This is a genomic window from Mycobacterium sp. NGS58, assembly GCF_059812385.1.
This window is the reverse complement of sequence record NZ_JCALCO010000018.1, coordinates 28,039-45,171: the sequence shown is the minus strand read 5'-3', so window position 1 is coordinate 45,171 and position 17,133 is coordinate 28,039. Positions and strand designations below refer to the sequence as shown.

The window sequence follows — 17,133 nt, the reverse complement described above, 5'->3', positions numbered from 1 at the left end:
GGCTCAGGCCGTGACTTTGCGACGCCGGCTCGATCGTTGCGCTGCACCGGAAGACGCGGGAACACGGGCGATCACCTCGGCGAGGAACTTGCCCGTGTAGCTCTCCGGGACCGCCGCGACGTCCTCCGGAGTGCCTTCCGCGACAACGGTTCCGCCCTCGGCGCCGCCTTCGGGCCCCATGTCCACGATCCAGTCCGAAGTCTTGATGACGTCCAGGTTGTGTTCGATGACGATGACCGTATTCCCCTTGTCGACAAGGCCGTTGATGACCTTCAGCAGCTTGCGGATGTCGTCGAAGTGCAGGCCGGTGGTGGGCTCGTCGAGGATATACACGGTGCGTCCGGTCGAGCGCTTCTGCAGTTCCGCGGCCAGTTTGACGCGCTGCGCCTCGCCGCCGGACAGGGTGGGTGCGGGCTGGCCGAGCCGCACATATCCGAGCCCGACATCGACCAGGGTGCGCAGATAGCGGTGGATGCCGGTGATCGGCTCGAAGAAGTCCGCCGCTTCCTCGATGGACATGTCCAGCACTTCGGAGATGGTCTTGCCCTTGTAATGCACCTCCAGGGTTTCCCGGTTGTACCGAGCACCATGACAAACCTCGCACGGCACGTACACGTCGGGCAGGAAGTTCATCTCGATCTTGATGGTGCCGTCGCCGGTGCACGCTTCGCAGCGGCCACCCTTGACGTTGAAGGAGAACCGACCCGGTTGATAGCCACGCACTTTGGCTTCGGTGGTGGCGGCGAACAGGGTGCGGATCTTGTCGAACACCCCGGTGTAGGTGGCCGGGTTGGACCGCGGCGTGCGACCGATCGGTGACTGATCGACCCGCACCAGCTTGTCCAGGTGATCCAGCCCGGTGACCCGGGTGTGACGGCCAGGGACCTGCCGGGCGCCGTTGAGCCGGTTGGCCAGCACAGCGGCCAGAATGTCGTTGACGAGCGTCGATTTGCCGGATCCGGACACACCGGTCACCGAGGTGAGCACGCCGAGCGGGAACGAGACGTCGATGCCGCGCAGGTTGTGCTCGCGGGCGCCGACGACGGTCAGCTGACGCTTGCGGTCTATCTTGCGCCGCTTCGCCGGCATCTCGATGCGTTCCTTGCCCGACAGGTAGGCGCCGGTGATCGAATCCTCGTTCGCCAGCAGCTCGCTGTAGGTGCCGCTGTGCACGATCTCACCGCCGTGCTCGCCGGCGCGCGGGCCGATGTCGACGATCCAGTCGGCGTGCGCGATGGTGTCCTCGTCGTGCTCGACCACGATCAGCGTGTTGCCCAAACCCCTTAGCCGCGTAAGGGTTTCGATGAGCCGGCGGTTGTCGCGCTGATGCAGCCCGATGGACGGCTCGTCGAGCACGTAGAGCACGCCGACCAGACCGGACCCGATCTGGGTGGCCAGCCGAATGCGTTGCGCCTCACCGCCGGACAGCGTGGCCGCCGCGCGCGACAGCGACAGATACTCCAGCCCGACGTCGAGCAGAAAGCCCAGCCGCGACTGGATTTCCTTGAGCACCTGTCCGGCGATCGCCTTCTCGCGATGCCCCAGGGTGAGCCGGTTCAAAAACTCCGCGCAGTCCGAGATCGACAGTTCGCAGACCTCCGCGATGGACTTCGCGCCCCGGTCCCCCGCGCTCAGCGTGACGGCCAGAATCTCCGGCTTGAGCCGGGTGCCGTCGCACTCCGGGCAGGGCACGTCACGCATGAAGCCTTCGTAGCGCTCCTTCATCTGCTCCGACTCGGTCTGCGCCATCTTGCGCTGCAAAAACGCCAGCACGCCTTCGAAATCGGCGTAGTAGGACCGGGTGCGGCCGTAGCGGTTGCGGTACCGCACGTGCACCTGGTGATCGGAGCCCTCGAGAATCGCCTTGCGGGCCTTGGCCGGCAGTTTGCGCCACGGGGTGTCGACGTCGAAACCCAACTCGTCACCGAGCCCGGCCATCATCCGGATGAAGTACTCGGCCGTATGGCCGTTGGACCACGGCGCGACCGCGCCCTCGGCCAGGGTGCGCTCGGGATCGGGCACCACCAGGTCCGGGTCCACTTCCTTGCGGATGCCCAGGCCGCTGCACTCGGGGCAGGCGCCGTAGGGCGAGTTGAACGAGAACGATCGCGGTTCGAGGTCGTCGACCGCCAGGGCGTGACCGTTGGGGCAGGCCAGCTTCTCGGAGAACCGCTGCTCCCGGTTGTGTGCGTCGTGTTCGTGGTCGACGAACTCGAGCACCACGATGCCGTCGGCCAGGTTCAGCGCGGTCTCCACCGAATCGGTGAGCCGCTGCTTGGCCGACGCCTTGACGGTCAGGCGATCCACCACCACCTCGATGTCATGCTTTTCCTGTTTCTTCAGCTTCGGCGGATCGGTCAACGGGTGCACGACGCCGTCGACCCGCACCCGGCTGTAGCCCTGCGCGTTGAGCTTCTCGAAAAGGTCGGCGAACTCGCCCTTGCGGGTACGCACCACCGGGGCGAGCACCAGGAAGCGGGTGCCCTCCGGCATCGCCAGCACCTGATCCACGATTTGCTGCGGGGTCTGCCGGGCGATCCGCTCGCCACAGATCGGGCAGTGCGGGGTGCCCGCCCGCGCGTAGAGCAGCCGCAGGTAGTCGTAGACCTCGGTAATGGTTCCCACGGTCGAGCGTGGGTTGCGGTTGGTGGACTTCTGGTCGATGGACACTGCCGGGGACAGACCCTCGATGAAGTCGACATCCGGCTTGTCCATCTGCCCCAGGAACTGGCGGGCGTAGGCCGAGAGGGACTCCACATAGCGGCGCTGCCCCTCGGCGAAAATCGTGTCGAAGGCCAGCGACGATTTGCCCGAACCCGACAGCCCGGTGAACACGATCAGCGCGTCGCGGGGTAGGTCGAGATCGACGCCGCGCAGGTTGTGCTCGCGGGCGCCCTTGACGATCAGACGGTCAGCCAACGCTGCCCCTCTCAGGAACTATCTGACGACTTCTCGTAGCCGCAATGCGAAATCCGAACCTGAATTGCGCACGGCGCATTCCATGCTATGTGCCCATACCGACAAGCAACGTGCGACCAGTAACGTGGCCGCCAGCGACTGGGCGGATCGAGGAGTAGCGCACATGACTGCAGTGGACGACAACTACACCGGACACGTCGACCCCGGTACCGCGGCTCGCCGGACCCTACCCGGCGCAACGATCCTAAAGGTCTCGGTGGGCCCCATGGACAACAACGCTTATCTGGTCACTTGTTCCGCTACGGGCGAAACACTGCTGATCGACGCCGCCAACGACGCGGACGTGCTCATCAATCTGATCCGGCAGAACGCGCCGAAGGTGTCGCTGATCGTGACCAGCCACCAGCACTTCGACCACTGGCAGGCACTGGCGGCTGTGGCGGGCGCCACCGGCGCACCCACCGCCGCCAACGAGATCGACGCGGAACCGCTGCCGGTCAAACCGGACCGTTTGCTGGCCGGCGGCGACACCGTGCGGATCGGCGAGCTCACGTTCGACGTCATCCACCTGCGCGGGCACACCCCGGGATCGATCGCGCTGGCCCTCGACGGGCCGGCGACCGGCGGGGTCACGCAGTTGTTCACCGGCGACTGCCTGTTTCCCGGCGGTGTCGGCAAGACATGGCAACCGGGCGATTTCACCCAGCTGATCGACGACGTCAGCACCCGCGTGTTCGACGTGTACGACGACTCCACCGTCATCTATCCCGGTCACGGCGACGACACGGTGCTGGGGGCCGAGCGCCCCCACCTGAGCGAATGGCGCGAGCGGGGCTGGTAGCCGGCGCTACGTCGTCGTGTGCACGATCAGCACGTCAGTCTTCGCCCGACGCGAGACATTGGCCGGCACCGATCCAAGCAGCCGACCGGCGATCGTGCTCAAGCCCACGTTGCCGACCACGAGTAGGTCGGCCTGCTCCTCCTCGGCGAGGTGCACCAGAGCGTCCACCGGAGCGCCGACGATGGGTCGCTCGTCGATGTTCTTCGCGCCGGCGGCGTGGGCGCGGTCCTTGGCGTCGCGCAAAATCGCATAAATCGGCGCGGTGCCCGAAACCTTGTAGCTTTCGTCCCGCAGGACGTCGGCGGCCCGGGCGTCCTCATGTTGGGGCAGATATGCCGACGCCACGATCAACTTGGCGTCCGCTCCGGCGATCTGCGCCGCCTTCTCCACCGCGCGCATCGACGAATCCGAGCCATCGGTTCCTACCACCACAGTCCGATAGGCGCCCATTTACCCTCCCAGTTTCGGTTGGTCAGCCAACCCAAGACAGTAGCGTGTTTGCCCGATGCAGAGGAGACAGATTAACGACACAGCGCGGCGTGGCGCGTCCGCAATTTGCGGGATCTGGCTGCGACAACGCAAAATATCGCCAATGGCAAAACATTCACATTTTCGCGGCCGACGTGGAAGGCATTGCATTACGCCGCTTTTCGTGAATGAAGGCGCGAAGAGTCAATGCGCCGGTGTTTTGTGACCCTTTGCATGAACCGCGACTTACAGTAACAAGCATCATGTCCATGCCCACCCTCGAGCCCACTCTCGAGCCGCGTGCCTCAGATGTCGGTGCCGAGCCGGCGTCCGGGCGTGCGCGCGGCAGGTTGCTCGATCCCTGGGCGATCGCCCTGTTCGCCACCGTCGTCAGCGCCGCCTGGGCCTGCCGCCCGTCGCTGTGGTTCGACGAAGGGGCGACGATATCGGCTGCGGCCAGCCGGACGTTGCCCGAGCTGTGGCGGTTGCTGGGCCACATCGACGCCGTCCATGGCGCGTACTACCTGCTGATGCACGGCTGGTTCGCGCTGTTCCCGCCCACCGAATTCTGGTCACGTTTCCCCAGCTCCCTGGCGATCGGAGCGGCCGCGGCCGGGGTTACGACGTTCACCAGGCAGTTCTCCACGCGGCCCACCGCGGTCTGCGCGGGCGTGATTTTCGCGATCCTGCCGCGCACGACGTGGGCAGGCATGGAAGCCCGGTCGTACGCGTTCGTGGCCGCCGCGGCCGCCTGGCTGACGGTGTTGTTCGTCGTCACCGTCCGGCGCAACAAGCCGCGCGGGTGGGTCTGGTACGCGCTGGGATTGATGCTGTCGATACTGCTCAACCTCAATGCGGTGTTGTTGGTGCCGGTTTACGGCGCGATGCTGCCGCTGCTCGCACCCAAAGGCGCCCGCAGAGCTCCGGCGCTGTGGTGGGCAGCCAGCTCGGCCATCGCCGTGGCCGTCATGACGCCGTTCCTGGTGTTTGCGCACAACCAGGTCTGGCAGGTCAACTGGATTTACCCGGTGAGCTGGCATTACGCGTTCGACATCATCCTGCGCCAGTACTTCGACCACAGCGTGCCCTTCGCCATCGCGAGCGGGGTCGTCCTCGTCGCGGCGGTCGTGCCGCGGCTGGCCGGCGTTCCCACCCCGGCCGGCGATCTCGGCCGGTTGTCGATCATCGCTGCGGCGTGGATGGTGATTCCAACCGCCCTGGTCGTCATCTATTCGGCCGTCAGCGAGCCGATCTACTACCCGCGATACCTGATCTTCACCGCCCCCGCGATGGCCGTCGTCCTGGCGGTCTGCCTGGTCACACTCGCCCGCCGGCCCTGGCCCATCGCCGGCGGCGTGCTGCTGTTCGCCATCGCCGCGGTGCCGAATTACCTGTTCGTCCAACGCTGGCCGTATGCCAAAGAGGGTTGGGACTACAGCCAGGTCGCCGACCTGATCAGCACGCACGCGGCCCCCGGCGATTGTCTGATGGTCGACAACACCGTGCCATGGCGGCCCGGGCCGATCCGTGCGCTGCTGGCCACCCGGCCGGCGGCATTCCATTCGCTGATCGACGTGGAGCGCGGCGTGTACGGCCCGAAGGTCGGGTCGCTGTGGGACGGGCACGTTGCCGTATGGCTGACGACGGCCAAGATCAACAAATGCCCGGCGATCTGGACCATCACCAATAAGGACAACTCGCTGCCCGACCATCAATCCGGGCGGTCGCTGTCGCCCGGAAGCGCTTTCGGGCGCGCTCCCGCGTACCGGTTCCCGGGCTACCTCGGCTTCCACATCGTCGAGCGGTGGCAGTTCCACTACTCGCAGGTTGTCAAGTCCACGCGGTGATTTGCCGTTTGCCGGCCGCGTGAAAGTGCCCGATGCGGTGTGGTCACCACCATGCAGACCTGGCTGACCGCGCCGTTTTCGGCGACGACGTGCAGGGCATTCGGCACATCGTCGAGCTGTTGGTGGCGTTCGGCCTGACGACGACCCGGACTGAGCTCAGCCTCCGGCGCCGACCGGCGCGGCTTGCCGGCTGGCGCGCGTCGCGGCATACGACACGGCCACGCCGGCCGCGCTCAACGCGGTGAACACCGTGAACAGCATGTGCGCCGCCATCTCCTCCCCGCCGGTGGCGGTGTTGACCACGACACCGGCCAATCCGGCGCCAATGGCCGCGGAAGTGAGCTGGACGGTGTTGATCGCCGCGGACGCGGCGCCGCCTTCGGCCGGGTCCGCGACCGAGGCCATCGCGCGGGCCGACAGGTGCGGCCAGGCCATCCCGATCCCGATGCCGGCGACCAGCAGGGCCACCGCCCAGAGCGCGGCGGTCCACGCCGACTCGTCACCGTGCCGGGCCACGGCGCCCAGCGCCAGGCCCGCAGCCACCACTAGCGGCGCCACCAGGACCACCCGCCCGATCGTCCGCGGGCTCTCCAGGGATGCGCTGACGATCTCGCTGACCGTCCAGCCCAACGCGAGCGCCGCCCCCAGGAACCCGGCCGCGATCGGCGTCAGATGGGCTAATCGCTGCCCGAATAGCGGCACGTAGGTGTTCACCATCGCTGCGCCCATCAGCACGCCCATGGTGAGGTAGATCCACTTCAGCGGGCCGGGTGAGAACACGCTGGGCGGCAGGATGGCCGCATGCATCCGCCAGTCGACGATCACGAACACACCGACCAGGCCGATGCCCGCCCCGAGCAGCCCATACGTCGCGGCGCTGTTGTGCGGAATCTGCGCGACGCTGACGGCCAGCGCGGCCACCCCGATGATCAGCAGAGACCACACCGGGACTCTCATCCTGGGGGTGCCGCTCGCCGGGCGGACGCGCGCCAAAGCGACCGGGACCAGCAGCGCCATCAGCACGGTCAACACGGCCATCGCAACAAACGCCCAGCGCCAAATCCCCAACTGCGCGAAGAGGCCGCCCGTCGTGGGTCCGACCACCGTCGCGATCCCCCACATCGCCGACACCAGGGCAGAGCCTCGGGTCCACAACCGGCGGGGCAGGGCGGAGTTGATGACGGCATAGCCCAGGCCCGCCAGCAAGCCCCCGGCCACCCCCTGCATGGCCCGCCCAGCAATCAAAACATGCATGGTGGGTGCGGCAGCGCAAACCAGGCTGGCGATGCCGAACACAGCGAGACCCATCAAGTACGACGACCGCGCGCCGATGCGCAGCAGCATCGGATTGACCATCGTCGCCGCGACCACCGAGCCGACGAGGTACAGGGTTGTCACCCACGCGTAGAGCCGGCTGCCGCCGATTTCTGCGATGGTGTTGGGCAACAAGCTGGTGGTCAGGAACTCGTTGGTGGCGTAGAGCGCTACGCCGCCGGCCAGCAATATCGATGTTCTGAGATACCTCGCGCCCAGCAGCTCACGCCAGCCGCCGGTGATAGTCGCCGCGTCGGTCACTCCTCTACCGTATGGGGTTTCGCGGCGACAAGAGCGGGAGATCGGTTGCCAGCAAACTCATTTCAGACCGGCGGCGTCCATCCCCCGCAGTTCCTTCTTCAGGTCGGCGATCTCGTCGCGGAACCGCGCCGCCAACTCGAACTGCAAGTCACGAGCCGCGGCCATCATCTGGGCGGTGAGGTCCTTGATCAGGTCGGCGAGTTCGGCGCGCGGCATGCTGGCCGTATCGCGACCCTCGAACACCCCGGCGCTGACCGCGCGGCCCGGCTCTCCCTGGGCGCGCCGGCCACGGGACGCATTGCGCCCCGACCCGCCGATCTCCACCGTCTCGCTGTCGTCCGCCTCGCGGTAAACCTGGTCGAGGATGTCGGCGATCTTCTTGCGCAGCGGCTGCGGGTCGATGCCGTGCTCCTCGTTGTACGCGACCTGCTTCGCACGACGTCGCTCCGTCTCGTCGATGGCCTCTTTCATCGAATCGGTGATGGTGTCGGCATACATGTGCACCTCGCCGGAAACGTTGCGGGCGGCGCGGCCGATGGTCTGAATCAGGCTGCGCGATGAGCGCAGGAAGCCCTCTTTGTCCGCGTCCAGGATCGCGACCAGTGACACTTCGGGCAGGTCCAGGCCCTCGCGGAGCAGGTTGATGCCGACGAGCACGTCGTACTCGCCCAGCCGCAGCTGACGCAGGAGCTCCACCCGGCGCAGCGTGTCGACCTCGGAGTGCAGATAGCGCACCCGGATGCCCATCTCGAGCAGGTAGTCGGTGAGGTCCTCGGCCATTTTCTTGGTCAGCGTGGTGACCAGCACGCGTTCGTCGGCCTCGGTGCGTTTCCGGATTTCGCCGATCAGGTCGTCGATCTGCCCCTTCGTGGGCTTGACCACCACCTTGGGGTCCACCAGGCCGGTGGGCCGGATGACCTGCTCGACGAACTCACCGCCGGACTGGCTGAGCTCGTACGGGCCGGGGGTGGCCGACAGGTACACGGTCTGCCCGATTCGGTCGGCGAACTCCTCCCAGGTCAGCGGCCGGTTATCGCACGCCGACGGCAACCGGAATCCGTATTCGACCAGGTTGCGCTTGCGCGACATGTCGCCCTCGTACATGCCGCCGATCTGCGGCACGGTGACGTGGGATTCGTCGATGACCAGCAGGAAGTCTTCCGGGAAGTAGTCCAGCAGCGTCGCAGGCGGCGAACCCGGACCCCGGCCGTCGATGTGCCGGGAGTAGTTCTCGATGCCCGAGCAGAACCCGACCTGGCGCATCATCTCGATGTCGTAGTTGGTGCGCATCCGCAACCGCTGCGCCTCGAGCAGCTTGCCCTGCCCCTCCAGCTCGGCGAGCCGCTCGGCCAGCTCCGCTTCGATCGTCGAGATGGCCATCGCCATCCGCTCCGGGCCGGCGACGTAGTGAGTGGCCGGGAAGATCCGCAGCGAATCGACCTGGCGGATCACGTCGCCCGTCAGCGGATGCAGGTAGTACAGCGCCTCGATCTCGTCGCCGAAGAACTCGATGCGCACCGCGAGCTCCTCGTAGGACGGGATGATCTCCACCGTGTCGCCGCGCACCCGGAAGGAACCGCGGGTGAACGACAGGTCGTTGCGGGTGTACTGGACGTCGACCAGCAGCCGCAGCAGAGCGTCGCGGGGCACTTCGGTACCGACCCGCAGCTCGACCGAGCGATCCAGGTACGACTGCGGTGTGCCCAGGCCGTAGATGCACGACACCGACGCCACCACGACCACGTCGCGGCGCGACAGCAGCGAGGACGTCGCGGAGTGCCGCAGCCGCTCCACGTCGTCGTTGATCGAGCTGTCCTTCTCGATGTAGGTGTCGGTCTGCGCGATGTACGCCTCGGGCTGGTAATAGTCGTAGTACGAGACGAAGTATTCAACCGCGTTGTGCGGCAACATTTCTCGCAGCTCGTTCGCCAGCTGGGCGGCCAGCGTCTTGTTGGGCGCCATCACCAGGGTGGGCCGCTGCAGCCGCTCGATGAGCCACGCGGTGGTGGCCGACTTCCCGGTACCGGTGGCGCCGAGCAGTACGACATCGCGTTCCCCCGCCCTGATCCGGCGCTCCAGCTCTTCGATGGCGGCCGGCTGGTCCCCGGCGGGATCGTGTGGACTGACCACCTCGAAGTCGCCGCCGACGCGCACGACGTCGTCGACAGCGCGATACTCGGAATGCGCTATTACGGGATGCTCCGTGGCGAATGCCATGGCACCAGGGTAGAACCGATCACCGACAAGTGCCGCCGGCCTGGTCCGCCCAGGTCCCTTGCGGTCCCAGAAGAGCGAGCGGCCGGGAAACTACCCCGCCGGACGCGTCCACGTCCGGGTGATCGGATCGCATTGCAGCAGGTAGCCGTCACTGGACGTGCTCATGGCGAACACCGGCGTGCCGGGGCGGTCGCACGAGCTGCCGGCGGCGTGGGCGCCCATGGTGATCGGCGCCTTGGCCCAGCTACTGCCCTCGCAGACGATCTCCTCGCTGTTGGTCGGGTCGTAGGCGACCTTGCCGACGTCACTGCACACCCCGCCGAGCACCGGCGGCGCCGGGGCGGACGCGGTGGTCGAGGTGTTGATCGCCTGGGCGGGGTCGCTCAGCGTCACCTTGGCGGGCGCATCCCCGGTCCGGGTGGCGACGACGGGCACCCGCACCACCGCCCCCTGAGCGCCGCACTCATTGCTCAGCACGCTCTCGGTCAACGTGCCACGCAGCGTGCCGTCGGCCTGCGGCGCCAGCGACCAGGCGATGGTTTCCTGCTGGGTGGCCGTGACCTGTCCATTGGGTTGAGTGCAGCCCACCCGCTGCTGCACCGGAGCGCCCTGCCAGTAGCCACCGACGAAGCGCAGGGTGTCGGTCTGTCCGCCATCGGTGGTGTTGGCCACCTGGTGGGTCGCGTCGTCCAGCTGGGCGCCGGTCGCCGCACATCCGTTTCCGGTGCATACCGACCGGAACGCCCACCAGCTGGTGGCCGGCCCGGCGTGCCGGACCGAGACGCCGTTGGTGGTGCGCTTGGTCTGGTCGTAGTCCAGCCGGTAGGTCCCTTGGAGCGCCGGTCCGCGCACCGGCCCGCCCGGGGTGGGTGCGGCACTCGGGGCCGGGACGGACGGTTTCGACGCGAGCGCGGGGTTCGTCGGCGGCGCGTCGGGCCGGACGGAGTAGAGGACCGACCAGGTCGCCGCGACGGCGATGAGGACCGCACACACCAGCGCGGTCGCCCACCGGGCCTTCGACGAAAACCGGTGGGCCAGACCGACGATGGCGCCGCCCGGCCCGTGGCGGCGATGCGGCGTCGATACGGCTGCGCGAGGCTGCATCCCGCCGCCGACTTCGGAAACATCGCCCAGCGACTCGCGGAGGACGGTGGCGAACGCGCGGCACCGCTCGAACCGCTCCTCGGGTCGTTTGGCGAGGGCCCGGAAGAACACCTCGTCGAGCTCGGCCAGTTCGGGTCGGAAATCGCTGAGCCGCGGCGGATCCTCGTGCAGGTGCTGGCTGATGACCGCGATCGGGTTCGAATGCTGAAACGGCGGCGCCCCGGTCAGAAGGTGGAAAGCTGTTGCGGCCAAAGCATATTGGTCCGCCCGGCCGTCGATGGGCGAACCGGTCAGCTGCTCGGGCGCGGCGTAGGCGACCGTTCCGACCGCGACGTTGGTTTCGGTGATTCCGCTGATGTCCCCCAGGTGACGTGCGACACCGAAGTCCGCCAACAGGATTCGACGCTCGCCGTCTTCGGGATGGGTGAGCAGGATGTTGGCGGGCTTGACGTCCCGATGCAGCAGGCCGCGATCGTGGGCATAGTCCAGCGCGCCGGCGACCGCTTGCACGATGGCACACACCTCGCGGATCGGCATCCCGTCGGAGTAGTTCTCCTTGACCAGCCGCGAGGCATCGGTGCCCTCGACGTAGTCCATCGAAATCCACAGATGCCCGTTGAATTCGCCGCGGTCGTGCACACCAACGATGTGTGGGTGCCACAACGTCGCCGCGAGATCGGCCTCCCGATTGAATCTTTCGCGGAACTCGGGATCGGCGGTCACCGCCTCGGCGAGGACCTTGATCACGTCACGGCGGGGCAGCCTGGGATGCAGGGCCAGATAAACCTCGGCCATGCCGCCTGCGCCCAGCTGGCGCAGAATCGTGTAACCGGCGAACGACGCGCCGTTACTCACCGCCACCCGCGAATCAGAGGACTCGTCTTTCTGTTGCGCCACCAGGGGTTCCGCGTTCGGCGCCGAATCGACCGGGGGTATCCGGCGGAACAGCTGACCGATGGGCATGGCGGGCAACGAGTGAAAACCCGCCCGCAGCGCCTCACGCGCTTGCCGCGGATTGCTCAGCAGCGCTCGCCCGGCGCCGATGCGCCGAGTAGTTCCCTTGTGCTCGTTCGTCAATGTCTCGCCCCCTCGTGCCCCGGCAACGCCCGGGTGTCGCCGCGATGTGATGCGGATCGCACACCGGGCATGCCCCTCGCGATTGGGCCCTCTATTCCGTCTTGCCGTCTGCCGGCACAACACTGTGCTCGGCGCGCACGGACACAATCGAAGATTGCAACGCCTGATCCGAATAATGCCGCACCGCAGTGGGCGATTCGTCGCAGCAGGCTATGAATGCCCTATGAGTCGCCGAATCGAAACAAAGCGAAGTCACAGCCGGGTCAAATAGAGCGCACTGCCAACGCGGGCCGATACTTGAGTAGTGACTCGACTCGCCCCGCCCATCCTTACGATTCGGCATGACGGGTCCCAACGATCCTTCGCGGCCGGCCAGGAGGTGGTCGTCGGTCGCGACGCGCAGGCCGACGTGCGCATCGCCGATCCGCGCATCTCCCGCGCGCATCTCATCCTGCGGTTCGATCAAGGCCGTTGGCTGGCTATCGACAATGGCTCGCTCAATGGCACCTACCTGAACGGCTACCGGATGCCGGTGGTCGACATCCACGACGGCCAGAGCATTCATGTGGGAAACCCCCAAGGTCCCCGCCTGACCTTCGCGATCGGACCCCAAACCGGTCATGCCAGCATGCCGCCACGAGTCCGGCCGAGCCACGACTCCGGACCGCCGACCCTGGCCTGGTCCTCGCTCGCTGAGCAAACAAACCCGACACGCTCGCCGCAGCGCCCGCAGGCCCGGGCCGGCGGCCCGAACAGGGGCCCGGCGCGCGGTGGTCCGCAGGGCGCCCCGTCGCGCCCCGTGCCGCCGCGGCAGCCCGCGAGACCGCCGAATGCCCCGCCGCGGCAGCCGTCGGTGCCGCCGCGACAGGTGCCGCCGCCCCGGGTGCCACCGCCATCGCCGTCGCGAGGCACGCCACCCGAGGAACTCACCGTCATCGACCCTGGCTCGCCGGCAAGGTTGCAGGTCAGCCCTCCCGGCGCGCGCGAGATCGGGGCAGCGCCCGAGCCATCCGCCACGCCCGCGGCGGAATTCACTGTGATCGACGCCAAAACGGCCGATGTGTCGAACCTCGCGACGCGTTTTGTGAAATTGCTCTCGCCCCGCGCGTCGTCGGCTGCGGGCACGGCCGGCGCCATGACCGTCGGGCGCGCCCCCGAGAACGACATCGTCGTCTCCGATGTCTTGGCGTCACGTCAGCACGCCACCTTGGTTCCCACCCAACTGGGCACCGAGATCCGGGACAACAGCGTCAACGGAACGTTCGTCAACGGCACGCGGGTCGGGTCCGCAATCCTGTCGGAGGACGACATCGTCACCATCGGCAACGTCGACCTGGTGTTCCGCGACGGCACCCTGACCGAACAAGGCAGCGCCGCCGCTCGCACCGGCGGGCTCGAGGTGCGCAACGTCAGGTACGTCGTCGACAACGGCAAACAACTGCTCGACGACATTTTCCTGACCGCGCGCCCCGGCACGTTGACCGCCGTGATCGGCGGTTCGGGTGCCGGAAAGAGCACCCTGGCCCGGCTCATCGCCGGTTACACCACACCGACGGCCGGTTCAGTCACCTTCGAGGGACACAACATTCACGCCGAATACGCGTCCCTGCGCAGCAGGATCGGCATGGTCCCGCAGGACGACGTGGTGCATCGCCAGCTCACTATCAACCAGGCGCTGGGCTACGCCGCTGAGCTGCGACTGCCACCGGACACCAGCAAAGCGGACCGAGCCCAGGTCGTTGCCCAGGTGCTCGAAGAACTCGACCTGACCAAGCACGCCGATACCCGCGTCGAGAAGCTGTCCGGGGGCCAGCGCAAACGCGCCTCGGTGGCACTCGAGCTGCTGACCGGGCCGTCGTTGCTGATCCTCGACGAGCCGACATCGGGTCTCGATCCCGCGCTCGATTTGCAGGTCATGACGATGCTGCGTCAGTTGGCCGATGCCGGTCGGGTCGTGCTGGTCGTGACGCACTCGCTGTCCTACCTGGACGTGTGCGACCAGGTATTGCTCATGGCTCCCGGCGGCAAGACCGCCTACTGCGGCGCCCCCGACCAGATCGGTGGGGCGATGGGCACCACCAACTGGGCGAAGATCTTCACCCAGGTCGGCGCCGACCCCGACGAAGCCAACCGCCGCTTCCTGGAGCAGAACGAGGCCGAGAAGCGGCCGCAGCGGTACCTGCCGGACAAGAGCGACGAGCCGAGCAGCCTCGGCGAACCGGTTCACACCAGCGTGCGGCGCCAGATCTCGACCATCGCCCGGCGGCAGGTCCGCCTGGTGATCGCCGACCGCGCTTATTTCGTCTTCCTCGCGCTGCTGCCGTTCATCCTCGGCTCGCTGTCTCTGACGGTGCCGGGAAACAATGGGTTTCATGTCCCCGCACCCAACGCGGGCACGCCCGACGAAGCCGCGCAGATCCTGGCCCTGCTGATGCCGGCGGCGGCATTCATGGGCACCGCGTTGACAATTCGCGATCTGGTCGGTGAACGGCCCATCTTCCAGCGTGAACAAGCGGTCGGGTTGTCGACCACCGCCTACCTGCTCGCCAAGAGCGCGGTGTTCTGCGGATTCGCGATACTGCAGTCGGCGATCGTCACGGCCATCGTGGTGCTCGGCAAGAGCGCCCCGACGCGCGGCGCGGTGCTGTTCGGCCACTCGACCATCGGTGCCACCTTCGAACTGTTCGCCACCGTCGCGGCGACCTGTGTCGCGTCGGCCATTCTCGGCCTGGCGATTTCGTCGCTGGTGCGCTCCAGCGAGCAGATCATGCCGCTGTTCGTGGTGACGGTGATGGCGCAGCTGGTGCTGTGCGGCGGGATGGTGCCGGTGACCGGCCGGCTCGGTTTGAACCAGCTTTCGTGGGCAATGCCGGCGCGCTGGGGTTATGCCGCGGCGTCGTCGACGGTGGATCTGCGCCACCTGGTGCCCGATTCGCTGTTGTCCCAGGATCGGTTCTGGCAACACACGTCGAAGATCTGGCTGCTCGACATGGGCATGCTGGCCGCCTTGTCGCTTTTCTACGCCGGCTTCGTGCGGTGGCGGATCCGGTTGCGCCGATAGCGCGTGGCCCGGCAGCGGTAGGGTGACACCATTCACCCGCCGAAGCACGAGACGTTCGATCTCCTGGCCCGCACAAACACCGATCCCAAGGGCATCGTGCGGACCGTCGACGAGTACGCGGTGCAGCCGTGGGGCCTTTACGTAGCCCGCCCCACTCCCGGTCGTGCACAGTTCCATTACCTCGAGTCGTGGCTGCTGCCGTCGTTGGGCTTGCGCGCCACGGTGTTTCACTTCAATCCCGGGCACGAACGCGACCATGACTACTACCTGGATGTGGGCGAATACCTGCCCGGCCCTACCGTGTGGCATTCCGAAGACCATTACTTGGACATCGAGGTCCGCACCGGGGCCAGAGCCGAACTCACCGACATCGACGAGCTGCTGGATGCCGTCCGCCACGGATTGCTGACCCCCGAGGCCGCCGAGCGGGCGGTGCGACGCGCCGTGGCCGCCGTCGACGGGTTGGCGGGCAACGGCTATGACCTGTCGCGGTGGTTGGCACACCGCGGCATGCCGTTGACCTGGCTCAGCTCAAGGACAGTTTGAGAAACGGCGTGCTGGTCGGATGGGCGGAGCCCGACCCCGGCTCGGTAGTGAGCGCCAGCGCGGTGCTGTGGCCGAGGTCGGGCAGAACGGCGGTGGTAGACGGTTTGACGGTGTCCGCGCCCATGGTGCCTGCCGGTCGAGGCCCGTTCTGATCGATCAGCCACATTTCGTAGACAGCGTCGGGGCGCGGTGGCGCGACGTTGTTCAGCACGACCACCGCGGCGTTGCGTTCTCGGGAGAACACAACGGTTGCGGAACCACCGGCCGGGAGTTCCGCGGTCGCGGTGCGAACGTCTGCCGCGCCAAAGACATCTTCAGCCGTGGACGGTGTTGGAGTCGGGCGCAACGCCACGGTGATGCCCGTAGCGATCACCGCGGCGACTATCGCGGCGGCAGCCGCCAATACAGCTGTGCGCCAATGGCTTCGGCGCGAGTCGGTGGGTTCGACGGCCTGCAAGACCCTTTCGCGCAGCGCCGGCGGCGGATCCAGCTCGGTGTGTGCCGACACAACGGCCATCGTCTCGCGTACCGCACGTACTTCGGCGAGAAACGCCTCGGCCACCGAGGGCGACGCAGCAGCGAGGCGTCGTTCGATGTCCGCACGCTCGCGGTCGGAGACGGCATCCAGCGCGTAGGCGCCGGCCAGCTCCAGCAGGGTGAAATCGGATGGGTCACTCATGGCACATCCAAACAACGACGAAGTTTGCTCAGCGCATCTCGCATCCGCGATTTGATCGTCGAGTGATTCTGTGCGAGCTGCGCGGAAACCTGAGCATAGGTCAGGCCCTGATAGTAGGCCAATTCGATGCACTGACGCTGGGCCGGCGTCAGCCCCTCGAGGCATTCCACAACCCGGTTGCGTTCATCGCGGGAAAGGGCCGCGTCGGCGACAACGTCGCGGTCACGCTCGACAGTGCGTGCGCCGTAGCGTGATTCACGATCGGTCGCGGCTTGTTCCACCCGGACGCGGTCCACGGCCCGACGGTGCGCCAGCGACAAGATCCACGCCATCGCACTTCCCGCCGTCGGATCGTAGGCATGGGCATTGCGCCACAACTGCAGATAAATTTCCTGGGTCGTCTCTTCGCTGTATCCGGGATCGCGAAGAATTCGGATCACCAATCCGAACACCCGCGCGCGCGTCCGGTCGTACAGCTGCGCGAACGCGTCGGCGTCGTGGTCGGCCACCCGGCGCAGCAACGTGTCAAGCTCGCCGCCGGTGCGCGCCGAACTACCCATGGCGCGATAGCGTAACGAGTCCACCCGCGCCTCCTGCACGCACGCCGACTCACCGGCTGCGACGACGTCCACAACGGGTATTCGCGGCCGACCCAGTCACGGACGTTGCAGAGCCCGAATCGCGCGGACGTGACGGCTCGTCCCCGCTGGCGCAACCCGTTTTCCGTCCAAAACCCGATCGTGTCCGAATAACGGCTGTCCGGCCGAAAATCGGCGGCAGACGGCCGCCCATGACAAAG

General features: G+C 67.1%; 11 protein-coding genes. 4 read left to right on the top strand and 7 right to left on the bottom strand.

Translation table 11 applies throughout. The features are described 5' to 3' along the window. Nucleotides 1-3 precede the first annotated feature (3 nt). Nucleotides 4-2,919, bottom strand: a complete 2,916-nt coding sequence (gene uvrA / locus AC5Y4H_RS17490; protein ID WP_499983517.1) for an excinuclease ABC subunit UvrA — start codon at nt 2,917-2,919, stop codon at nt 4-6. 163 nt (nt 2,920-3,082) lie between these two features. On the opposite strand from uvrA, the gene AC5Y4H_RS17485 reads away from it, so the two are divergent. Further along, a complete protein-coding gene (locus AC5Y4H_RS17485; protein WP_499983515.1) occupies nt 3,083-3,760 on the top strand; it encodes an MBL fold metallo-hydrolase in 678 nt (225 codons plus the stop codon). Nucleotides 3,761-3,766: 6 nt separating this feature from the next. Here AC5Y4H_RS17485 and AC5Y4H_RS17480 read toward each other — a convergent pair whose 3' ends face one another. Then, nucleotides 3,767-4,210 (bottom strand): universal stress protein, encoded by a 444-nt coding sequence (locus AC5Y4H_RS17480; protein ID WP_064883444.1) that lies wholly within the window; start codon nt 4,208-4,210, stop codon nt 3,767-3,769. 281 nt (nt 4,211-4,491) lie between these two features. Here AC5Y4H_RS17480 and AC5Y4H_RS17475 point away from each other — a divergent pair, with 281 nt between their 5' ends. After that, nucleotides 4,492-6,075 (top strand): mannosyltransferase, encoded by a 1,584-nt coding sequence (locus tag AC5Y4H_RS17475; RefSeq protein ID WP_499983513.1) that lies wholly within the window; start codon nt 4,492-4,494, stop codon nt 6,073-6,075. A 156-nt stretch (nt 6,076-6,231) separates the two neighbouring features. On the opposite strand, the gene AC5Y4H_RS17470 is transcribed toward AC5Y4H_RS17475, so the two are convergent. From AC5Y4H_RS17470 to AC5Y4H_RS17460, 3 genes are all read right to left on the bottom strand, one after another. Continuing rightward, nucleotides 6,232-7,650, bottom strand: coding sequence for an MFS transporter (locus tag AC5Y4H_RS17470; protein ID WP_499983512.1), 1,419 nt, complete (start codon nt 7,648-7,650; stop codon nt 6,232-6,234). A gap of 57 nt (nt 7,651-7,707) precedes the next feature. After that, complete coding sequence (gene uvrB, locus AC5Y4H_RS17465; RefSeq protein ID WP_499983510.1) at nt 7,708-9,867, bottom strand: excinuclease ABC subunit UvrB; 2,160 nt, start codon at nt 9,865-9,867, stop codon at nt 7,708-7,710. 90 nt (nt 9,868-9,957) lie between these two features. Next, nucleotides 9,958-11,934, bottom strand: a complete 1,977-nt coding sequence (locus tag AC5Y4H_RS17460) for a serine/threonine-protein kinase (protein ID WP_499983616.1) — start codon at nt 11,932-11,934, stop codon at nt 9,958-9,960. Nucleotides 11,935-12,352: 418 nt separating this feature from the next. Between AC5Y4H_RS17460 and AC5Y4H_RS17455 the strand changes: the two genes are divergently transcribed. After that, the gene (locus AC5Y4H_RS17455) at nt 12,353-15,109 is read left to right on the top strand and encodes an FHA domain-containing protein (RefSeq protein WP_499983509.1); all 2,757 of its coding nucleotides are present in this window, start codon (nt 12,353-12,355) and stop codon (nt 15,107-15,109) included. A gap of 96 nt (nt 15,110-15,205) precedes the next feature. Next, nucleotides 15,206-15,655 (top strand): ribonuclease FAU-1 family protein, encoded by a 450-nt coding sequence (locus tag AC5Y4H_RS17450; protein WP_499983508.1) that lies wholly within the window; start codon nt 15,206-15,208, stop codon nt 15,653-15,655. Here AC5Y4H_RS17450 and AC5Y4H_RS17445 read toward each other — a convergent pair. Then, nucleotides 15,636-16,334 carry an anti-sigma factor gene (locus AC5Y4H_RS17445; protein WP_499983506.1) on the bottom strand — a complete coding sequence of 233 codons (699 nt, stop codon included), beginning with the start codon at nt 16,332-16,334 and terminating at the stop codon, nt 15,636-15,638. The genes AC5Y4H_RS17450 and AC5Y4H_RS17445 overlap by 20 nt on opposite strands. Further along, nucleotides 16,331-16,894 (bottom strand): ECF RNA polymerase sigma factor SigK, encoded by a 564-nt coding sequence (gene sigK, locus AC5Y4H_RS17440; protein ID WP_499983613.1) that lies wholly within the window; start codon nt 16,892-16,894, stop codon nt 16,331-16,333. Before sigK ends, AC5Y4H_RS17445 begins: the two co-directional genes overlap by 4 nt. Nucleotides 16,895-17,133 lie beyond the last annotated feature (239 nt).